The 15,829-nt window shown below is 69.6% G+C and carries 31 protein-coding genes; all 31 read left to right on the top strand.

The window, feature by feature from the left end:
• The first annotated feature begins 133 nt into the window (after window positions 1–133).
• The 31 genes from AC068D_RS32410 to AC068D_RS32260 all read left to right on the top strand — a co-directional run bounded on the left by AC068D_RS32410 (window position 134) and on the right by AC068D_RS32260 (window position 15,828).
• Entirely contained in the window at window positions 134–421 is a 288-nt protein-coding gene (locus AC068D_RS32410) for a hypothetical protein (RefSeq protein ID WP_478826710.1), read from the top strand.
• Window positions 418–597, top strand: a complete 180-nt coding sequence (locus tag AC068D_RS32405; RefSeq protein WP_478826709.1) for a hypothetical protein — start codon at window positions 418–420, stop codon at window positions 595–597. The genes AC068D_RS32410 and AC068D_RS32405 overlap by 4 nt, the downstream gene beginning before the upstream one ends.
• Window positions 594–899, top strand: coding sequence for a hypothetical protein (locus tag AC068D_RS32400; RefSeq protein ID WP_478826708.1), 306 nt, complete (start codon window positions 594–596; stop codon window positions 897–899). Before AC068D_RS32405 ends, AC068D_RS32400 begins: the two co-directional genes overlap by 4 nt.
• Before the next feature lie 71 nt (window positions 900–970).
• A complete protein-coding gene (locus AC068D_RS32395; protein WP_478826707.1) occupies window positions 971–1,216 on the top strand; it encodes a hypothetical protein in 246 nt (81 codons plus the stop codon).
• Window positions 1,217–1,287: 71 nt separating this feature from the next.
• Entirely contained in the window at window positions 1,288–1,767 is a 480-nt protein-coding gene (locus AC068D_RS32390) for a single-stranded DNA-binding protein (protein ID WP_478826706.1), read from the top strand.
• A 17-nt stretch (window positions 1,768–1,784) separates the two neighbouring features.
• On the top strand, window positions 1,785–1,982 hold the full coding sequence (locus AC068D_RS32385; RefSeq protein WP_478826705.1) for a hypothetical protein: 198 nt from the start codon (window positions 1,785–1,787) through the stop codon (window positions 1,980–1,982).
• Window positions 1,979–2,665 carry a hypothetical protein gene (locus tag AC068D_RS32380; protein ID WP_478826704.1) on the top strand — a complete coding sequence of 229 codons (687 nt, stop codon included), beginning with the start codon at window positions 1,979–1,981 and terminating at the stop codon, window positions 2,663–2,665. The genes AC068D_RS32385 and AC068D_RS32380 overlap by 4 nt, the downstream gene beginning before the upstream one ends.
• Window positions 2,635–2,805 carry a hypothetical protein gene (locus AC068D_RS32375; protein ID WP_478826703.1) on the top strand — a complete coding sequence of 57 codons (171 nt, stop codon included), beginning with the start codon at window positions 2,635–2,637 and terminating at the stop codon, window positions 2,803–2,805. The genes AC068D_RS32380 and AC068D_RS32375 overlap by 31 nt, the downstream gene beginning before the upstream one ends.
• Window positions 2,806–2,852: 47 nt before the next feature.
• Window positions 2,853–3,086: a hypothetical protein gene (locus AC068D_RS32370; protein ID WP_478826702.1), complete on the top strand. Its 234-nt coding sequence runs from the start codon at window positions 2,853–2,855 to the stop codon at window positions 3,084–3,086.
• Between the two features lie 113 nt (window positions 3,087–3,199).
• Complete coding sequence (locus tag AC068D_RS32365; RefSeq protein ID WP_478826701.1) at window positions 3,200–3,664, top strand: hypothetical protein; 465 nt, start codon at window positions 3,200–3,202, stop codon at window positions 3,662–3,664.
• Window positions 3,661–3,936: a hypothetical protein gene (locus AC068D_RS32360; protein WP_478826700.1), complete on the top strand. Its 276-nt coding sequence runs from the start codon at window positions 3,661–3,663 to the stop codon at window positions 3,934–3,936. Before AC068D_RS32365 ends, AC068D_RS32360 begins: the two co-directional genes overlap by 4 nt.
• Entirely contained in the window at window positions 3,933–4,301 is a 369-nt protein-coding gene (locus AC068D_RS32355) for a DUF6907 domain-containing protein (protein WP_478826699.1), read from the top strand. Before AC068D_RS32360 ends, AC068D_RS32355 begins: the two co-directional genes overlap by 4 nt.
• A complete protein-coding gene (locus tag AC068D_RS32350) occupies window positions 4,298–4,693 on the top strand; it encodes a helix-turn-helix domain-containing protein (protein WP_478826698.1) in 396 nt (131 codons plus the stop codon). Before AC068D_RS32355 ends, AC068D_RS32350 begins: the two co-directional genes overlap by 4 nt.
• Window positions 4,690–4,857 carry a hypothetical protein gene (locus AC068D_RS32345; RefSeq protein ID WP_478826697.1) on the top strand — a complete coding sequence of 56 codons (168 nt, stop codon included), beginning with the start codon at window positions 4,690–4,692 and terminating at the stop codon, window positions 4,855–4,857. Before AC068D_RS32350 ends, AC068D_RS32345 begins: the two co-directional genes overlap by 4 nt.
• Window positions 4,858–4,868: 11 nt before the next feature.
• Window positions 4,869–5,168 carry a hypothetical protein gene (locus tag AC068D_RS32340; RefSeq protein ID WP_478826696.1) on the top strand — a complete coding sequence of 100 codons (300 nt, stop codon included), beginning with the start codon at window positions 4,869–4,871 and terminating at the stop codon, window positions 5,166–5,168.
• A gap of 5 nt (window positions 5,169–5,173) precedes the next feature.
• Entirely contained in the window at window positions 5,174–5,818 is a 645-nt protein-coding gene (locus tag AC068D_RS32335) for a hypothetical protein (RefSeq protein ID WP_478826695.1), read from the top strand.
• Between the two features lie 179 nt (window positions 5,819–5,997).
• Window positions 5,998–6,333, top strand: a complete 336-nt coding sequence (locus tag AC068D_RS32330) for a hypothetical protein (RefSeq protein WP_478826694.1) — start codon at window positions 5,998–6,000, stop codon at window positions 6,331–6,333.
• Window positions 6,334–6,361: 28 nt separating this feature from the next.
• The gene (locus tag AC068D_RS32325) at window positions 6,362–6,541 is read left to right on the top strand and encodes a hypothetical protein (RefSeq protein WP_478826693.1); all 180 of its coding nucleotides are present in this window, start codon (window positions 6,362–6,364) and stop codon (window positions 6,539–6,541) included.
• Window positions 6,542–6,712: 171 nt separating this feature from the next.
• Complete coding sequence (locus AC068D_RS32320) at window positions 6,713–7,306, top strand: hypothetical protein (RefSeq protein ID WP_478826692.1); 594 nt, start codon at window positions 6,713–6,715, stop codon at window positions 7,304–7,306.
• 16 nt (window positions 7,307–7,322) lie between these two features.
• A complete protein-coding gene (locus AC068D_RS32315; protein ID WP_478826691.1) occupies window positions 7,323–7,595 on the top strand; it encodes an HNH endonuclease in 273 nt (90 codons plus the stop codon).
• Between the two features lie 3 nt (window positions 7,596–7,598).
• The gene (locus AC068D_RS32310; RefSeq protein ID WP_478826690.1) at window positions 7,599–8,039 is read left to right on the top strand and encodes a hypothetical protein; all 441 of its coding nucleotides are present in this window, start codon (window positions 7,599–7,601) and stop codon (window positions 8,037–8,039) included.
• Between the two features lie 240 nt (window positions 8,040–8,279).
• Window positions 8,280–8,582 (top strand): hypothetical protein, encoded by a 303-nt coding sequence (locus tag AC068D_RS32305; RefSeq protein WP_478826689.1) that lies wholly within the window; start codon window positions 8,280–8,282, stop codon window positions 8,580–8,582.
• The gene (locus tag AC068D_RS32300; protein ID WP_478826688.1) at window positions 8,515–10,047 is read left to right on the top strand and encodes a terminase; all 1,533 of its coding nucleotides are present in this window, start codon (window positions 8,515–8,517) and stop codon (window positions 10,045–10,047) included. The genes AC068D_RS32305 and AC068D_RS32300 overlap by 68 nt, the downstream gene beginning before the upstream one ends.
• Before the next feature lie 13 nt (window positions 10,048–10,060).
• Window positions 10,061–11,365 carry a phage portal protein gene (locus AC068D_RS32295; RefSeq protein WP_478826687.1) on the top strand — a complete coding sequence of 435 codons (1,305 nt, stop codon included), beginning with the start codon at window positions 10,061–10,063 and terminating at the stop codon, window positions 11,363–11,365.
• Window positions 11,362–12,045 carry an HK97 family phage prohead protease gene (locus tag AC068D_RS32290; RefSeq protein WP_478826686.1) on the top strand — a complete coding sequence of 228 codons (684 nt, stop codon included), beginning with the start codon at window positions 11,362–11,364 and terminating at the stop codon, window positions 12,043–12,045. The genes AC068D_RS32295 and AC068D_RS32290 overlap by 4 nt, the downstream gene beginning before the upstream one ends.
• Before the next feature lie 87 nt (window positions 12,046–12,132).
• Window positions 12,133–13,347, top strand: a complete 1,215-nt coding sequence (locus AC068D_RS32285) for a phage major capsid protein (protein ID WP_478826685.1) — start codon at window positions 12,133–12,135, stop codon at window positions 13,345–13,347.
• 63 nt (window positions 13,348–13,410) lie between these two features.
• Complete coding sequence (locus tag AC068D_RS32280) at window positions 13,411–13,650, top strand: hypothetical protein (RefSeq protein ID WP_478826684.1); 240 nt, start codon at window positions 13,411–13,413, stop codon at window positions 13,648–13,650.
• Between the two features lie 5 nt (window positions 13,651–13,655).
• On the top strand, window positions 13,656–14,303 hold the full coding sequence (locus AC068D_RS32275) for a hypothetical protein (protein WP_478826683.1): 648 nt from the start codon (window positions 13,656–13,658) through the stop codon (window positions 14,301–14,303).
• A gap of 1 nt (window position 14,304) precedes the next feature.
• The gene (locus AC068D_RS32270; RefSeq protein WP_478826682.1) at window positions 14,305–15,123 is read left to right on the top strand and encodes a head-tail connector protein; all 819 of its coding nucleotides are present in this window, start codon (window positions 14,305–14,307) and stop codon (window positions 15,121–15,123) included.
• Entirely contained in the window at window positions 15,124–15,591 is a 468-nt protein-coding gene (locus AC068D_RS32265) for a hypothetical protein (protein WP_478826681.1), read from the top strand.
• 27 nt (window positions 15,592–15,618) lie between these two features.
• Window positions 15,619–15,828: a hypothetical protein gene (locus AC068D_RS32260; RefSeq protein ID WP_478826680.1), complete on the top strand. Its 210-nt coding sequence runs from the start codon at window positions 15,619–15,621 to the stop codon at window positions 15,826–15,828.
• The last annotated feature ends 1 nt before the right edge of the window (window position 15,829 follow it).

Genomic DNA, 15,829 nt, shown 5'->3' with positions numbered 1-15,829 from the left:
TCCAGGTTCCCCCGTAAGCCCATTTTCAACTAACTCTAACTCTCTGTAATCACATCAGTACCCAGGGGTGGCCACCTGCTCCCCACTCCCCACCCTGTACGTCCCCATCGCATGGAATTAATGGAGGAAAGGCATGCAGTTGTCAGCCGGAAGCGTCGTCACCCTCACCCCGGCCGAGCCCGGATGGGCCGTCACCCTCGACTGGACCGGCGAGCAGCAGGATCTCGAGCGCTGCCCGATCGTCGCCTGGGCCGTGGTCGTCACCAACAAGGAGCGTCGCGACGGTCTGCCCTACACCTGGCCCGAGCCGACCTTCGTCTACGACGGATCGGTCTACACCGAATCCGAGTTCCGCGAGCTCCACGACCACAACGTGGTCCTTGAGATCTCCCCGCCTGCCGTCAGCTGGGGGTCGCCGTGAACGTCGACGACCTCGTGGCCGAGAAGATCGCCGCCGCCCGGGCCCGGGTCGAACGCGAGAAGCGCCGGCGCGCAGCCCTCGCAGCCGCCCGTAAACGCGGCCTCGCCATCCGCCACGCAGCCAAGCTCCGCCAGCTCAACTACCGCCGCGCCTACCCCGAGAAGGAGACACCGTGACCACGACCACCATCGCTCTGGGCGACGACCGCGACACCAGGTTCATCGTGCAGACCATCGAGGTCAGCACCGGCACATGCAGCCATGGCCACAACAGTTGCGGCCAGCCTGGCGTCATCGCGGTCCGGAACACCATCGACCAGCAGCGTCCCACCGAAGTCAGCACCCTTCGGATCACGCTGTGCGCCGACCACCAGGACCACGCCGCCCGGATGCATGCCCTGTGGGTGGCTGACGCACGCGAAATGCAGGACCCCGTCAAGCGCGCCGAGTACCTCGCCAGCGTCGGCGTCACCGACTGACATGGCCGGGCCCGCGGATATCGGGCCCGGCCACCCGCCCAGCGTCCCACCACCACCAAGGAGAACGGAACATGGATCTTCAGTCCCTCGCGGCGGACCTGATCGGCCGCACCCACACCGCAGTCGAGCAGGTCGCCGGTCTCGCGGCGCACAGCGGGATCACCTTCACGGTCACCGACGTCGTCGACGCCGTCGAACGCGGGCTCCCCGCCGACTACCCCGCCCCCACCGCCGAAGGGGCCCTCACACGCCGGGACGTCATCAAGTCCATGGCGGAGGACATCCTCAGCGGCGCGATGTACGAGGACCACGCCTGACCCGCACGCGAACGGCCGGCCCGAGGGAACCGGGCCAGCCTCCAGATCAGCACACCACACAGGAGGGCCCCATGGCTGGAGAGACCACCATCACGATCGTCGGCAACCTCGTCGACGACCCCGAACTCCGCTTCACCCCGAACGGGGTGGCGGTCGCCAAGTTCCGCATCGCCTCGACCCCGCGGAACTTCAACAAGACCACCAACCAGTGGGAGGACGGCGAGCCGCTGTTCCTCACCTGCTCCGTGTGGCGGCAGGCCGCGGAGAACGTCGCCGAGACCCTCGGGCGCGGCGTGCGTGTCATCGTCCAGGGCCGGCTGAAGCAGCGGTCCTATGAGGACCGCGAGCAGGTGAAGCGGACCGTCTTCGAGATCGACGCCGACGAGGTCGGCCCGTCCCTCACCTACGCCTCCGCCGTCGTCACCAAGAAGACCAGCGGCGGGCAGCAGGCCAGCGGCCAGGCGTCGAGCGATGGATGGGGTGGCGCCCGGCCTGCGCAAAACGGCCAGCCCGCACAGCCCGCCGCCGGCCAGCCCGAGCCCCCGTTCTAGATCAGGAGGACACCGACATGTCCGACCACGACATCCAACTGCTCGGCCTCGGCTTCTCCATCGGCTGCTACGTCATGCTTCTCGTCCAGATCGCCGGGCAGCACGCCGACGACCGGCGCGACCGACAGGCCATTGACCACCAGATCCAGGCCGCGGCGAAACGCAGCGCAACCCGCGATTGGCGCGACGCCCTCGCCGCCCCGGAGCGGATGTGAACGACTGCGGCCTGTGCGAGCGGAATGAGACCGACGGGTACCTGTGCCCCGGCTGCACCCTGGCCACGGCTCGGCGCCTCGACCGCATGCCGAAGCTGTACGCCGGACTGGAGGCCTTCCTTCAGCCCGGCGGGCAGCGGGACGGCGGAGGCCGTACACAGGCTGTGGACGCACCACTCCCCTGCTCTGAGCCGGTGTTCAGCCTCCGTGGCCCCGGCGGGATCGTCGGCATCTTGGAGGACTGGCGCAGCGCCATGCAGGCAGACCGCGGATGGAGCGAACCCGCCGTCGCCGGAAACATCGAACGACGCGTCTTCACCGCCGCCCGGGCGCTGTCCATCAACCTCGAATGGATCGCTGCCAGCTGGCCGTTGGCCGGAGCGTTCGCCGAGGAGATCCGCGACCTCGAACGCGACGTCGCCTCGATCGTCAACCCGTCCGAGCCAGGCGAGCGGGGCACTCGCCTCGGTACCTGCCCGGCCGTCGACGTGAGCGGCAACCTCTGCGGCGCGATCCTCCGCCGCTACCCCGGTGAGCCAGCCGTGTCCTGCCGCTGGTGCGGCTGCTCGTTCCCGCCGGCCACCTGGGCCGCGCTGAAGGAACTCATCGACCAGGACGAGCGATGCGAAATACGTGACGCCAAGGAGGAGTCATGCCCGAGCGAATCGTCACCTGCCGCATGACGAACCGGTACGGCAACCGCTGCACCGGCGAGGCGATCGACCCGAACGGCGAGGCGGTCATCTGTGCCCGGCATGCCGCCGAGGTCATGCGCACCGTCAACACGACGCAGGCCAACCTGCCACGCAGCAAGTCGAGTTGAGCGCGATCCTCTTGCGATCTAACCCTGGGTTGGATAGCGTGTGGGAGATGGACGCGAAACCCTGGCGCGAGCGGGTACGAGCCGAGGACGAGCTGCTGGAACAGCTCCGACGGCAGGTCTCCCAATCCGCCAAGCGCCGCGCCGAGGCCCTCCTCGAGGGCGTGGCCGAACTCGGCTCCGTGGCTGACGTAGCCCGAGAGATCGGCAAGAGCTGGAACGCCGTCGACAAGGCGATCAAGAAGAACGGGCCTGCTGAATCCGGCCCCACCACAACCCCATAACGCAGAGCGGGAGCCGGACGGCAGCTCTCCCGGGTGCTGGAACACCCGAGAGGCGCGCGCGCCGCCCGACTCCCTGACCCAGTACTTCCTGACACAACCAGGAGGACTCGGCTATGCCGAATCTTATGTCGGCCGACGCTCGTCGGTCTGGGCACCCTGTCGCGCCCACCATCTCCCCGCTCCTCGCCGTCGCGGTCCGCCGCGCGCTCGCGCACACCGACCGGGACGCTGTCCGCTTCTACGCCGAGCACTACCTCCAGCACATCTCGCGCCCGACCGGCCTGCTCCGCCCCGAGGACATCGGCAGCCGGGAGCATCGCCTCGACGGCTGGCACATGTACGGCCACGACCTCGCCCAGCTCCTCGGCCTCGGGGTCCGTCCGGGCGGCCACGACATCGGCGCCGTCGCCCGCACGATCCTCCGCGCATACGACGCGCGCATCATCCAGCTCGAGCAGGCCGCGGCCGCGACTGGCAACCCTCTCGCCGTCGCGGTCGCCTACTGTGTCGGCGCCGTCGCCGCAGACTCCGACATGGACGAGGCTCTGCGCCGGGTCCGAGCCGGCGGTGCACGGTGAACAAGACTCATCCCGTCCTCAGCGACGACACCCGCCTGCTCCTCGACCAGCTGGCCGACAAGCTCTCCGGATACCGGCCCGACGCCGTGATGCTTGAGGCCACCCGCCTCGCCCAGGCCCTCGTCTTCGCCGAGCGCCTCCACGGCCCCACCGAGGCCGCGTTCGCCGCCGAACAGCATCTCCTCGCCGCCGCGCCACCTGTCCGTGACGGCCAGACCCGCGGCGAATACGCGGCACTGCTGCGCCTGATCGCCGAGGGGGTCACGCCATGAAGACCCCCCGCACCGTCACGGTGCCCACCATCAACCACGGCGAGGTGACCGCATCCGAACCGTCCTGGTGCGTCGGCGAGCACGCCAGCGGATCTTTCCGCGAGGACATCGAGCACAAGGGTGCGGACATTCCGCTCATGGCCCCGACCCCCTGTCACGGACCCGTGCCAGTACTGACGGCCGCGATCGTGCAGCGCCCCTTCAGCACGACCGACACCCGCACCCTCGTCTCGATCGAGCTGGACCAGTGGCACGCGTTCGACTCGGCCGGCCTGGACGCGGTCGCCGCCGCCCTCGTTGAGCACGCCGCGGTACTTCGGCACCTGGCGCGCGAACTTGCGCACCTGCAGGGAGGCGACCGGTGACTGGCGCATCCGCAGTGGCGCAGCGGCGCGCCACGGTGCGCCGCCTGGCGCAAGGTGGCGCATCGAACCGGGCGATCGCGGCGCAGCTGGACATCTCGAAGGACACCGTGCGCCGTGACCTCGACGCCACCGATGCGCCACCCGCGACACCCCGCGAACGGATGGCGCAGCGCGCGGCGCAGACCGAAAGCGCCATGCGCCAACTCTGCGCCGCAGCTCAAGCCCTGGATGGCGCACAGCCGGCATACACCGTGACCGACCCTGCGACAGCGGCGCACTGGTGCGCAGAGCTCCGAGCCACCGCGGCGCGGCTCATGGCGCACGCCGACGCATTCGCCGACTACTACCCGAGCGCCACTGGCGCACCCACCGAGCCGACCGGTGCGCCATGACGCTCACCTACCACGCGCTCGGCTACTACGCCCTGCCCGCGATCCTCGCCGCCGCGCTGCTCCTGCAGGCCCTGCCGCGCGACTCCCGCGCCCACCAACTGGTTCGCCGCGCCGCCCTGATCGCGCTCATCCTCATCGCCGCCATCGTCGGCCTCTCGTACTGAAGGACACCCTCGTGAAGACCAGCCTGCTCGCCGCCATCGACACCGCCAGCGCCCACACCATGGCCGCACCCAACGCCCCAGTCGGACAAAGCGGATCCGTCCCCATCAGCGTCCTTCTGATCATCGTCCTCGGAATCTGGGCATGGCAGATGCACAAGCACGGCAAAGACACCAAGAAACTGCACCTGCTCCCCGGCTTCGTCTGCCTCGGCCTCGGCCTGTCCCTGTCCGGCACCCAGCTCGGCACGATGATCGGCCAGCTCTTCGGCAGCGTCGGCCAGATGCTCGCCACCTTCGTCGGCAACGCCTGACAACCGTGGCCACCGACCCCGAGGCCGACACCCTCGAACTGCCTCCCGTCCCGAACTTCGGGAGCGGGAGGCCCCGGTGGGCCGCCCAGCGCATCCACCCCCGCCGCATCACCGTCGGCCACCTCAAGCTCTACGGCCGGCTCCACGGCTGGGTCCTCGCCGAAGACCAGGCCTCCCGCGGCAAAGCCATCACCGCCCGCGCCACCGGCCTCGCCTTCGGCGCGCTCATGCTCTGGCGCACCGCGCACGAGCAACCCCGTCTCCTTGCCGCGGCAGCTGGCGCCTACGGCATCGCCTCATGGCGCGCCGGACGCCCCGTCCCCCCGACCGAGGAAGAGCTCAAGCGCCGCGTCATCGAAGGCGTCGCCCACCTCATCGGCGACCAGCCCGCCGTGTTCCTCCGCGACGTGTACGACTCGTTCCAGGCCCGGCCCGCCGCCCAGCACCTCGACGACGCCCGGCTCCGCGCCGTCCTCGTCCACTGCGGCATCACCATCCACAAGCAGGTCCGCATCGGCGAGAAAGCCGGCCGCAGCGGCATCAAGGCCGCCGACATCCAAGCCCTCCTCTCCCCCGCCCCCGTAGACACCCCTTCCGACGGTGTAGACGCAGATCAGGGCGCCGGAGAAGGGGCCGTAGACCAGCCGTAGACCCGGCTGTAGACCACCCGGAGACCCCAATGCGACACCACATCCATGCCCTCATCCGCGCCGCCCTGCGATACAACCAGCAGCCGCTCTACTACTGCGCCAGCTGCGGCGGCCACTACCCCATCGGCCACTTCTGCCAATAGGGCTGCCGGAGACCCAAGACAGCGGGAGCATGAAGCATGTCCACACCGATCCGCCTCGCCAGCGCCATCACCGCAGCTCTGCTCTTGAGTGGTGGCGCGTTCTTCGTAGGCCGCGTCACCGCTCCCGCGGGGGACGCCGCCAACGCATGCGGAGAGGCAAGCGAAGTCCTCCAACAGGCCAGCGACGACGCCTTGGCCGCCGAGGGCGACGCCCGCGTCAGCCACGCCCGAGTCGCGGCCAACGCCATCCTGCAGAACCCGGAATGCTTCAGCGTCGAAACTCGCGCCACTGCCCAATCTGCCCTCGACGCCATCAACGCACCTTCAGAGGACGGGTCGGACCCCATCAGCACCTTCCTCCTCAAGGACTGAATCGCCGAGCCTGAGCCACACTGGAGCCATGAACGAGCCGCTCCTCGTCGACGCCTACGCCGCGTCCGCCGCCACCGGCATCAAGCCCGGCACCATCCGCGTCTGGCTCCACCGCGGCAAGCTCACCCACCACGGCCACGACCGCGTCGGCCGCGCTCTCATCGACCTAAGGGAGCTCGAGGCCCGGACCCTTGACAACGCTGCTTGACCAGCGATCTCACGGGGTGTAACACTCGAACCACGTCCGGCGTGCCCGGACACACCAGACACATGAAGGCCCCGACCACCCCTCCGGTCGGGGCCTTCGCCGTACCCGCCCGTAGGCGGCCCGACATCCGCCATGCTGTCCCCTCTCGTCACACAACGTCCTGGGGGGACCATGCGCACCCGCACCGCCGCCGTAGCCACGGCACTGCTCCTCGCACCGCTCACCGCGTGCGGAGGAAGCAACGACAACGACGCGGCGCCGGAGGCCAAGCCCGCGCCGCCGAAGTCTGAGGCGACCACCACGTCAGCATCACCAACAGCATCCGGCCGACTGGCCGTAGGCCAAGCATTCAACTGGAACGGCAAGTCGCTCGACGAGAAGTCCCAGGCGAACGGCACAACCACCGTTCTCGGATACGAGCAGCCCGTCACCGTAGAGCACTTCCCGACCGACGGCATGGGGATCACGGACCCGGTCTGGGTCGCCGTCGAGGTCAAGGTCTGCAACCTCAAGGGCGGACTGATCTCCGTCTCTCAGGCCCCGTGGTCGCTCGGATTCCCCGACGACACGCGGGTGGAGTCGCCCTTCGTCAGTGGCTCCGGCCTGCCGAAGCCGGAGTACCCCACCGAGGACACCAAGTTGAGGGCAGGCGAGTGCCTTCGCGGGAAGATCCCCTATGTGATCGAGAAGAACCAGCGTCCCGACCGCATCATCTACCAGCGTAGCGAGGGCGACCCCGTTGAGTGGGCGGCCCCCAAGGCTTAGCGGGAGGTGGCGCCCCGTGCCCGGCAACCCCCGCAACGGGCGTCCCTACCGCCGCCTCGTCGCCGCGTTGAAAGCCCTGGGCATGCCATGCGCACGGTGCGGCCACAACATCGATCCCAACCTCGACGCACGGCACCCGCTCAGCTTCACGCTCGACCACATCGTGCCGCTGTCCAGAGGCGGCAGCCTGCTCGACCCGGGCAACGCCCGCGCCATGCACCGGCGCTGCAACAGCGCCCGCGGTAACCGCACCGGCCCTCAGCCCCTCAAGACCTCACGGGAGTGGTGACGCATGCTGTACGTCGTCACCGGCCCGCCCGGAGCAGGCAAGAGCAGCTGGATCCAGGCCAACGCCAAGCCCCAAGACATCGTGATCGACCTCGACCTCATGGCCCTAGCCATGGCCGGCCCAGGTGCAGACCACCATGACCACAGCGACGTACTCATGCGCGTCGTACACCGCGCCCGCTTCGCCGCCCTCAACGAGGCATACCAGCACCTCGACACCACCGACGTCTACCTGATCCACACCCAGCCCGGCGCCAAGGCCATGGCGAAATACCGCAGACTCAACGCGAGGATCGTGACCGTCGACCCCGGGCGGGACATCGTCATGCAACGGATCAACGACATGAGGCAGCCCGGCATGGTCGCGGTCGCCACCCGCTGGTACAACGCCCGCACCAAGTCGTCACCCAGCGCGATGCCCCAAGCTTCCCGGGACTGGTGGTGAGCTGACCCGGGCGCCGATAGCGGGGCGTAACGCCCGGTAGCCGAGGCACCCGGCCCCGGGGTGATCGAGGGCTGCGAGCCAGATCAGCGCTGGGGGTCAGCCCATTCTTTAGGCAGGGGACCGGGCGACCCAAACGCCCTTGTCGCCCAGTTTTTTGCGCGGCCATTTTCAAATGGCGATCTTGACCCGAAATCCCAAATCGATGAAAGTTCGCCGCTACTCAGCGTGACACTACGCAGGGTGACCGGGGGGTGGATGGTGATCGTCGACGAGATCCGAACCGAACTCGATCAACTGGGAGTTGTCAAGGTCAGCCCGGGATTGGCCGCCGTTGCGATCTCACTCGCCGAGGCCCTCGACCAGATTCCGGCCGGTGACGCTCCGACATCGAAAGCGGTCGTGGCCGACAAGCTCACCGCGCTCATGGTCAAGCTCCGTGCCCTGGCGCCGGTTCAGGAGGAGGGGGACGCGGTCGATGACATCAGCCGTCAGCGAGAGAAGCGCCGCGCAGACGCCGCCCGGACCGCCGCAGGCTCCGGCTGACGGGCCGGTCTACGGCAGCCAGAGGCCTCGGGTCCTTGTCACTCCGCCGACCGGGCTGTCCAGCGCCGGGCAGGAGGCCGTCGATCTGGCGGCCCGGGCCGGGCTGCACCTCGATCCGTGGCAGCGGCTCGTCCTAGACCTAGGCATGACGGAGAACGCCGAGGGCAAGTGGTCGGCCGAAGAGGTCGCCGTGAACCTGCCTCGGCAGAACGGCAAGGGTGCGGTGATCGAAGCCCGCGTCCTGTGGGGCCTGTTCATCGGCGGAGAGAAGCAGATCCTGCTGTCCGCGCACGAGTTCAAGACGACGATGAACGCGATGAAGCGTATCGAGCGCCTCATCCGGGGATGCCCTGACCTGCACAAACGCGTGAAGGCGTACCACAAGACGGTCGGGCGTGAGGGGATCGAGCTGCACGACGGCCGCGAGCTGCGGTACATCGCCCGTTCCTCCGGCTCCGGCCGCGGCTTCACCGCCGACTGCGTGATCCTCGACGAGTGCATGGTCCTCGGAGACGACGCCATGGCCGCCCTCGCGCCCACCTCGGACGCCGTGGACAACAGCCAGATCTGGTACCTGGGAAGCGCCGGTGTCGGCCGCCCCTCGGTACAGCTGGCACGGCTGAGGCGGCGCGCTCTGACGTCGCTGGAGAGCGGCGTGCCCGACCCGGCGCTGACGTACCTAGAGTGGTCGATCGACCCACACGCGGACGAGTGCCAGCCAGGGTGTACCGAGCACGACGACATCGACACGCTCGAGTCCCTGCTCAAGGCCAACCCAGCCGTCGGATACCGGCTGCAGGTGGAGAAGTCCCTGACCCGGCGGCTGACCCTGGGTGACCACCTGTACGCCCGTGAACGGCTCGGTGTGGGTGAGTACCCGAGCGACGTGGCGGACACCTGGCAGGTCATCGGAGAGGACGCCTGGCGGGCCCTGGCGACCGCTGAGACACAGGCCGAGGGCGAGCTGGCGTTCGCCATCGACATGACCCCAGAGCGGTCGCACGCGGCTATCGCCGTGGCGGGCACGTGGCGCGGCGGCACGCACATCGAACTGCTCGCCCACCAGCCCGGCACCAGCTGGATCCTGGACAAGGCCGAGGCGCTGCACAAGAAGCACAAGCCGCGGGCCTGGGTCGTCGACGGCGCCGGGCCGGCGGGGTCCATCATCGAGGACCTGGAGGAACGGCTCGGCGTGAAGGTCGTCCAGCCCAAAGCCCGGCAGACGGCCGCAGCGTGCGGCCAGTTCTACGACGCTGTGGCATCCCAGTCCATCTCTCACATCGACCAGGCACCCCTGGCAACAGCTCTGGCGGGCGCGCAGAAGCGGCCGCTGGGTGACGCCTGGGCGTGGCAGAGGCGGAACGTCGGTGTCGACATCAGCCCGCTGGTGGCCGTGACGCTGGCCAAGTGGGGACTCGGTGCCGAGGTCGAAGAGTCCGGCGACATCCTCAACAGCGTGTGGTGAGAAGGGTGAAGACATGAGCTGGTGGTGGCCCTTCCGCCGCAAGCAAGAGCAGCGCGCGATCTCGTTCCAGGACGTATGGGGCGCGGGCGCGGACCCGACCGTCCTGCGAGGCAGCGGCCAGGAGAGGGCGCTGCGGCTGGCCCCGGTGTACGCCGCTACGCGGCTGCTGGCGGACTCGGTGGCGTCCCTGCCGATGAAGTCCTACCAGATGCTCGGGGACGAGCGCAGGCCCGCTCTCCTGCCCGGCCTGTTCCGCCAGCCGGCCGCGACGGGCACCCGCTACGACTGGCTGCACCGGTGCGTCACGTCGCTGGCGCTGCGCGGCAACGCCTACGGCCTGGTCGTCGCCACGGACAACACCGGCTGGCCCTCACAGATTGAGTGGCTGCACCCGGACGACGTGAGCATCGAGGACAACTTCGCCGCCGTCCCGGTCTGGTTCTACAAGGGCCGGCGCCTGGACGAGGGGCAGATGTTCCACATCCCCGCCTACACACTGCCCGGACAGATCCTGGGCCTGTCGCCGATCGGCTACTTCGCGGCCACCACAGACACGGGCCTGCTGGCCCAGCAGTTCGGCCGGGACTGGTTCGCCAACGGATCGACCCCCGCCGCGGTCCTGGAGTCCGACAAGGAGATCGGGCGAGAGCAAGCCGTGATCCTGAAGGCCCGGTTCAAGGAGGCCGCCGACGGGCGCGACGTCGCCGTGCTGGGGCTCGGAACGAAGTACCGGCCCATCTCCGTGCCGGCCGAGGAGTCGCAGTTCCTGGAGACCATCAAGGCCACCGCCAACCAGATCGCCGCGATCTACGGCGTGCCACCGGAGAAGGTCGGAGGCGAGACCGGCGGTTCACTGACCTACAACACCGTCGAGCAGAACAGCATCGACCTGCTGACGTGGACGCTCCGGCCCTGGCTGGCCCGCTTGGAGATGGCTTTCTCCCTGCTGCGGCCCCCCATCGAGGAGGTCCGGTTCAACGCCGACGCGATGATCCGCACGGATCTCAAGACCCGGTACGAGGCGCACGGCATGGCGCTGGACCAGGGCTGGCGCAACCGCGACGAGGTCCGCGCGATCGAGGACCTGGCGCCCCTGCCGAACGGCCTGGGCCAGACCTACCTGCCTCTGTCGTCTGCCATGTCGGTCAGCCTCGACCCGGACCAGGCGAACGCCCGCAACATCGTCGAGATGATCCAGAAAGTCGGAACGGGTGTGGGCGTCATGCTCACCGCCGACGAGGCGCGGGACATTCTCAACCAGGCCGGTGCACGGCTCACCGGCCACTACACGCCACCCCCGGAACCGGAGGACTCATGACCGAGCAAGAGCGTCGGTTCACGCGCGGCCTCGTCGAGGTCCGGGCGGCCGGCGACACCAGGACCATCGGCGGCTATGCCGCGAAGTTCAACGCCCTCAGCCGGAACCTGGGCGGCTTCGTGGAGCGGATCGACCCCGGCTTCTTCGCTAAGTCCGAGGGCGACGGCTGGCCCGAGGCGATGGCCCGCTACAACCACGACGACAACATGCTGCTGGGCACCACGGCCGGCGGCACGCTGCGGCTGGCGACGGACGGCACCGGCCTGGACTACAGCGTCGACGTGCCCGTGGCCCGGGCCGATGTGTACGAGCTGGTGCAGCGCGGTGACGTGCAGCGCTCCAGCTTCGCGTTCATCACCTTCGAAGACGACTGGGGCATGACCGAGCAGGGATTCCCTGTGCGGACCCTGCTGGCCGGGCAACTGGTCGACGTGGCCCCGGTGAACACCCCGGCCTATCTGGACACCTCCACCGGCCTGCGGTCCCTCGCCGAGAAGGCGGGCGCCGAGCTGGAGGAGATTCGGGCCGCAGCGGACGGAGAGAACGGCCTGAGCCGATTCCTCCAAGAGCCTCGGCGGACCGTCATCGACTTGGCGCCGATGGGCGGGCAGGGCGACACCCACCCGCTGATGGCGCTGCGGCAGCGGCGCGCCGAGCTCATGAAGCGCCGCACCCTCTGAGGCAGGGCGACACCCACCTCTACACCCACCCATCAGGCACCCCGGCCACCGGCCGACGGGTGTCGTCGTCATGCCCAGGAGGGCACCGTGAGCGACTTCATCAAGCGGCTGCAGGAACGCCGCGCAAACGCGTGGGAGCAGGCCAAGGCCCTGCTCGACGCCGCCGAGGCCGAGGGCCGCAACCTGTCGGCCGAGGAAGAGGCGACCTACACGCGCCTCAATGCCGACATCGACCAGATCGACGCCCGGGCCAAGGACATGGCCGACGCCGAGCAGCGCGCCAAGGACGCCGAGGCGGCGTTCGCCGGCCTGCTCGCCAAGCCCACGACCGCCCCCGCCGGCGACAACAAGGACAGCGAGCTGCGGCGCTGGGCACGTGGCGAGCAGCGCAGCATCGACATCGCCACGCCCAGCGGCGTCAGCTTCCGTGACCTGACCAAGGGAACGGCAACCGCGGGCGGCAACACCGTGCCAACCACGTTCTACGGCCAGCTCGTCACCCACCTCATCGAGGTGTCCGGCGTGATGATGGCCGGTCCGACCGTGCTGAACACCGCAGCGGGCGAGACGATCGAGGTGCCCGTCACCACGGCGCACTCCTCCGCGGCGCTCACAGCCGAGGCGGCGGCTCTGACCGAGTCCGACCCGGCGTTCGCCAAGCGGACCCTGGGCGCCTACAAGTACGGCGTGCTGCTGCAGGCGTCCAGCGAGCTGCTCTCCGACACGGGCGTGGACCTCGAGGGCTACCTGTCCATGCAGGCCGGCCGTGCCCTGGGCAACGCGCTGGGCGCGCACCTGGTGACCGGCGACGGATCGTCGAAGCCAACCGGCATCGTCCAGACTGCGTCGACCGGCAAGACCGGCGGCACCGGTGTCGCGGGCGCATTCACGGCGGACGACCTGATCGACCTGTTCTACAGCGTGATCGGCCCGTACCGGAACAGCCCGTCCTGCGGCTGGCTGATGCGGGACGCCACGATGGGCGCCGCGCGGAAGCTGAAGGACTCCCAGGGCCAGTACCTGTGGCAGCCCTCGATTCAGGTCGGCGTCCCGGACACCCTGCTGGGCAAGCCGGTGTACACCGACCCGAACGTCGCCGCGGTCGCCACCTCCGCCAAGTCGGTCGTGTTCGGCGACTTCTCCGCGTACTTCGTTCGCATGGCGGGCGGTGTCCGCTTCGAGCGCTCGGACGACTACGCGTTCAACACGGACCTGGTGACCTACCGCGCGATCATCCGCGCGGACGGTCTGACCATCGACCAGACCGGCGCGCTGAAGGTGTTCGCCGGCGCCGCCACCTGACCGAACCCCCGGTGGCCGGGCCTGCTGCGGTGGGCCCGGCCCTGGGCAAGGAGGAGATTTCCCATGCGGATTCGCATGAAGGCTGCCCTGTCCGGCACCCGCGACGGCGTCGACTGGCCCCCGGCCGGCGGCGAGGTCGATCTGCCGAAGGACGAGGCCGAGCACCTGGTGGCCGCGGGCCTGGCCGAGCAGGCGAGCGGCGTGCCCGACCCGGTCGAGGAGAACGCCGCGGTGCAGGACGACGGCGTAGAGAAGGCCGTCCCGGCTCGCAAGCAGGCGCCGAAGCGCCGCACCTCGGGCTGACATCCATGCCCGGCTTCGGCGTGCTGCAGGACTCGTTCGACGACGGTGTGGTCGATCCGGTGCGGTGGTCGCAGTCATACGGCGACCCTGTGGAGGCCGGGGGCCGGGCCCGGATTCCATGTACCACCGGCTATGCCGCCTACCGGTCGGCGTCGGCGTACACCCTGTCCTGGTCGCAGATCCAGCTTCGGGCCTTCCCGCCCGCGGCGGGCGGCGCCATCACGGCAGGGTTCTCCATCCTGGTCCTGTCCGATGTGGGCGGCCAGGACGCCGGGTTCTTCGTCGACCGGGCGCAGAACGCGATGGGCCTGTACCTGCGGCAGGGCTACGCCGACGGCGGCGCCCTGTTCCCGTCGTATGACCCGGTGGCGCACGCGTGGCTCAGGCTCCGCGAGGACGCCGGGACCCTGCACTGGGAGACATCCCCGGACGGGGCCACGTGGACGGTTCGGCGTACCGCGGCGTCCCCGGCCTGGGTGGCGCAGTCGAACCTGTCGCTGCTCCTCGAGGCGCATCGCGACAGCGGCCCGTCCGACTACGCCGAGGCCGACCACCTCAACATCACCCGCCCCGGGGCGCTGTCCGCCGCCGCGCGGACAGCGTCCGGGCCGGGACCCTACGCCCGCACGGGCTCCACCTTGAGCGGAGGCTGACATGCCGTTCGATCTGGCTGACGTGGTGCCGCTCGGCGCCACGGTCCGCGACTCGTCCGGGGCGCTGGCCAACGCGGGCGCCATGGCGCTGACCATCACTCTGCCGGACGGGACGAGCAGCACGATTACGCCGGTCGTCCCGGCATCGACCGGGTTGTACGCCTACGACTATTCGACGGTGCAGGCCGGGCGGCACACCGTGCGTTGGGTGGCGACCGGCATCAACGCCGGCGCCCACACCGACCAGTTCGACGTCCGCGAGGCGGCACCGCCGGGGATCCTGTCCCTGGCCGACGCCAAACAGCACCTGAACATCACCAGCAGCACCCAGGACGACGAGATCCGCGGCTGGGTCGAGTCCATCACCGCCGGGATCGAGGGGCTGTGCGGGCCGGTCACTGTCCGCACCGTGGTCGAGCGGCACTCCGTGCGGCGGGCATCAAGGCTCTGCCTGACCAGCATCCCGGTCCTGGCGCTGGTGTCCATCGAACCGATCCTTACGTCGGGCACCAGTTACAGCGTCGCGGACTTCGACGTGGACCCCGGGACGGGAATCGTGCAGCGCCTCGACGACGGCCCCGTGTGCGGGCCGCTGCGGGTCACGTACACAGCAGGGCGACGCATCGTCCCAGCCGCGATCTCCTCAGCCGCGAGGATCGTCCTGCAGCATCTGTGGCGCACCCAGCAGGGCCCGGGCCGCCCACAACTCGGCACCGGGGACTTCGACGTAAGCGAGCAGGTCCCCGGCTTCGGGTACGCCATCCCGAACCGAGCGCTGCAGCTGCTGGAGCCGTACCGCCTGCCGCCGGGGGTGGCGTAGATGGCGACCTCCGCTGTACCCGCCGCTATCGACGCGCTGCTCACGATCCTCCGCGCAGCCCCCGGCCTGGCCGGGGTGCAGGTCCTGGACGGCCCGCCCGTCGGCGACCAGTCCGAGCAGGACTATGTGGCGGTCGGCTACCAGGAAGGCACCGAGGAGTCGGTCCAGTTCACCCAGGACTTCGCCTACGCCGGGGCCCGCAGCCGGGACGAGGAGTTCGCCATCCTGTGCTGGGTCGACACCTGGACCGGCGACAGCGAAGTGCGACCACGGCGGCTGCGCGCGTTCGAGCTGCTTGGCGTCGTCGAGGAGGCGATCCGCGCCAGCGACACCAGCCCCGCGGCGCCCACCTTGAACCAGACCGTGCTGTGGTCCGGCATCGCGACCGGCGCGCTGAAGCAGGCCAACACCGCCCAAGGCGCACGGGCCGGTCTGGCGTTCTCCGTCGCCTGCCGCTCCCGCATCTGATCACCCCCCTTCACAAGGAGTACTGCCATGGCGCGTGTGCGCTTCATCGGCCCGGAGCCGGTCACCGTGCCGGAGCTCGGGGGCCGCACTGTCCAGCCCGACGAGCTGGTCGAGGTCCCCGACGAGCGGTTCGACGGCTACGTCTGCCAGCCGCAGACGTGGGAGTCGGTCGAGGAACCCAAGGCCGCGCCCGCGGCGAAGAAGACCGCGGCCAAGCCGCAGCAGAAGGAGGGCTGAT

This window comes from Streptomyces sp. NPDC043861 (genome assembly GCF_056435905.1).
The sequence above is the reverse complement of the archived record's forward strand: the minus strand, read 5'-3'. Positions and strand labels throughout refer to the sequence as shown.

What these genes read in the sequence shown, in the direction of transcription:
- AC068D_RS32290 (WP_478826686.1), top strand. Translation starts at nt 11,362, where the DNA reads ATGACCGAGCAAGAGCGTCGGTTCACGCGCGGCCTCGTCGAGGTCCGG.
- AC068D_RS32275 (WP_478826683.1), top strand. Translation starts at nt 13,656, where the DNA reads ATGCCCGGCTTCGGCGTGCTGCAGGACTCGTTCGACGACGGTGTGGTC.
- AC068D_RS32370 (WP_478826702.1), top strand. Translation starts at nt 2,853, where the DNA reads ATGGACGCGAAACCCTGGCGCGAGCGGGTACGAGCCGAGGACGAGCTG.
- AC068D_RS32265 (WP_478826681.1), top strand. Translation starts at nt 15,124, where the DNA reads ATGGCGACCTCCGCTGTACCCGCCGCTATCGACGCGCTGCTCACGATC.
- AC068D_RS32260 (WP_478826680.1), top strand. Translation starts at nt 15,619, where the DNA reads ATGGCGCGTGTGCGCTTCATCGGCCCGGAGCCGGTCACCGTGCCGGAG.
- AC068D_RS32385 (WP_478826705.1), top strand. Translation starts at nt 1,785, where the DNA reads ATGTCCGACCACGACATCCAACTGCTCGGCCTCGGCTTCTCCATCGGC.
- AC068D_RS32325 (WP_478826693.1), top strand. Translation starts at nt 6,362, where the DNA reads ATGAACGAGCCGCTCCTCGTCGACGCCTACGCCGCGTCCGCCGCCACC.
- AC068D_RS32330 (WP_478826694.1), top strand. Translation starts at nt 5,998, where the DNA reads ATGTCCACACCGATCCGCCTCGCCAGCGCCATCACCGCAGCTCTGCTC.
- AC068D_RS32295 (WP_478826687.1), top strand. Translation starts at nt 10,061, where the DNA reads ATGAGCTGGTGGTGGCCCTTCCGCCGCAAGCAAGAGCAGCGCGCGATC.
- AC068D_RS32410 (WP_478826710.1), top strand. Translation starts at nt 134, where the DNA reads ATGCAGTTGTCAGCCGGAAGCGTCGTCACCCTCACCCCGGCCGAGCCC.
- AC068D_RS32395 (WP_478826707.1), top strand. Translation starts at nt 971, where the DNA reads ATGGATCTTCAGTCCCTCGCGGCGGACCTGATCGGCCGCACCCACACC.
- AC068D_RS32320 (WP_478826692.1), top strand. Translation starts at nt 6,713, where the DNA reads ATGCGCACCCGCACCGCCGCCGTAGCCACGGCACTGCTCCTCGCACCG.
- AC068D_RS32310 (WP_478826690.1), top strand. Translation starts at nt 7,599, where the DNA reads ATGCTGTACGTCGTCACCGGCCCGCCCGGAGCAGGCAAGAGCAGCTGG.
- AC068D_RS32345 (WP_478826697.1), top strand. Translation starts at nt 4,690, where the DNA reads ATGACGCTCACCTACCACGCGCTCGGCTACTACGCCCTGCCCGCGATC.
- AC068D_RS32270 (WP_478826682.1), top strand. Translation starts at nt 14,305, where the DNA reads ATGCCGTTCGATCTGGCTGACGTGGTGCCGCTCGGCGCCACGGTCCGC.
- AC068D_RS32375 (WP_478826703.1), top strand. Translation starts at nt 2,635, where the DNA reads ATGCCCGAGCGAATCGTCACCTGCCGCATGACGAACCGGTACGGCAAC.
- AC068D_RS32390 (WP_478826706.1), top strand. Translation starts at nt 1,288, where the DNA reads ATGGCTGGAGAGACCACCATCACGATCGTCGGCAACCTCGTCGACGAC.
- AC068D_RS32300 (WP_478826688.1), top strand. Translation starts at nt 8,515, where the DNA reads ATGACATCAGCCGTCAGCGAGAGAAGCGCCGCGCAGACGCCGCCCGGA.
- AC068D_RS32280 (WP_478826684.1), top strand. Translation starts at nt 13,411, where the DNA reads ATGCGGATTCGCATGAAGGCTGCCCTGTCCGGCACCCGCGACGGCGTC.
- AC068D_RS32365 (WP_478826701.1), top strand. Translation starts at nt 3,200, where the DNA reads ATGCCGAATCTTATGTCGGCCGACGCTCGTCGGTCTGGGCACCCTGTC.
- AC068D_RS32355 (WP_478826699.1), top strand. Translation starts at nt 3,933, where the DNA reads ATGAAGACCCCCCGCACCGTCACGGTGCCCACCATCAACCACGGCGAG.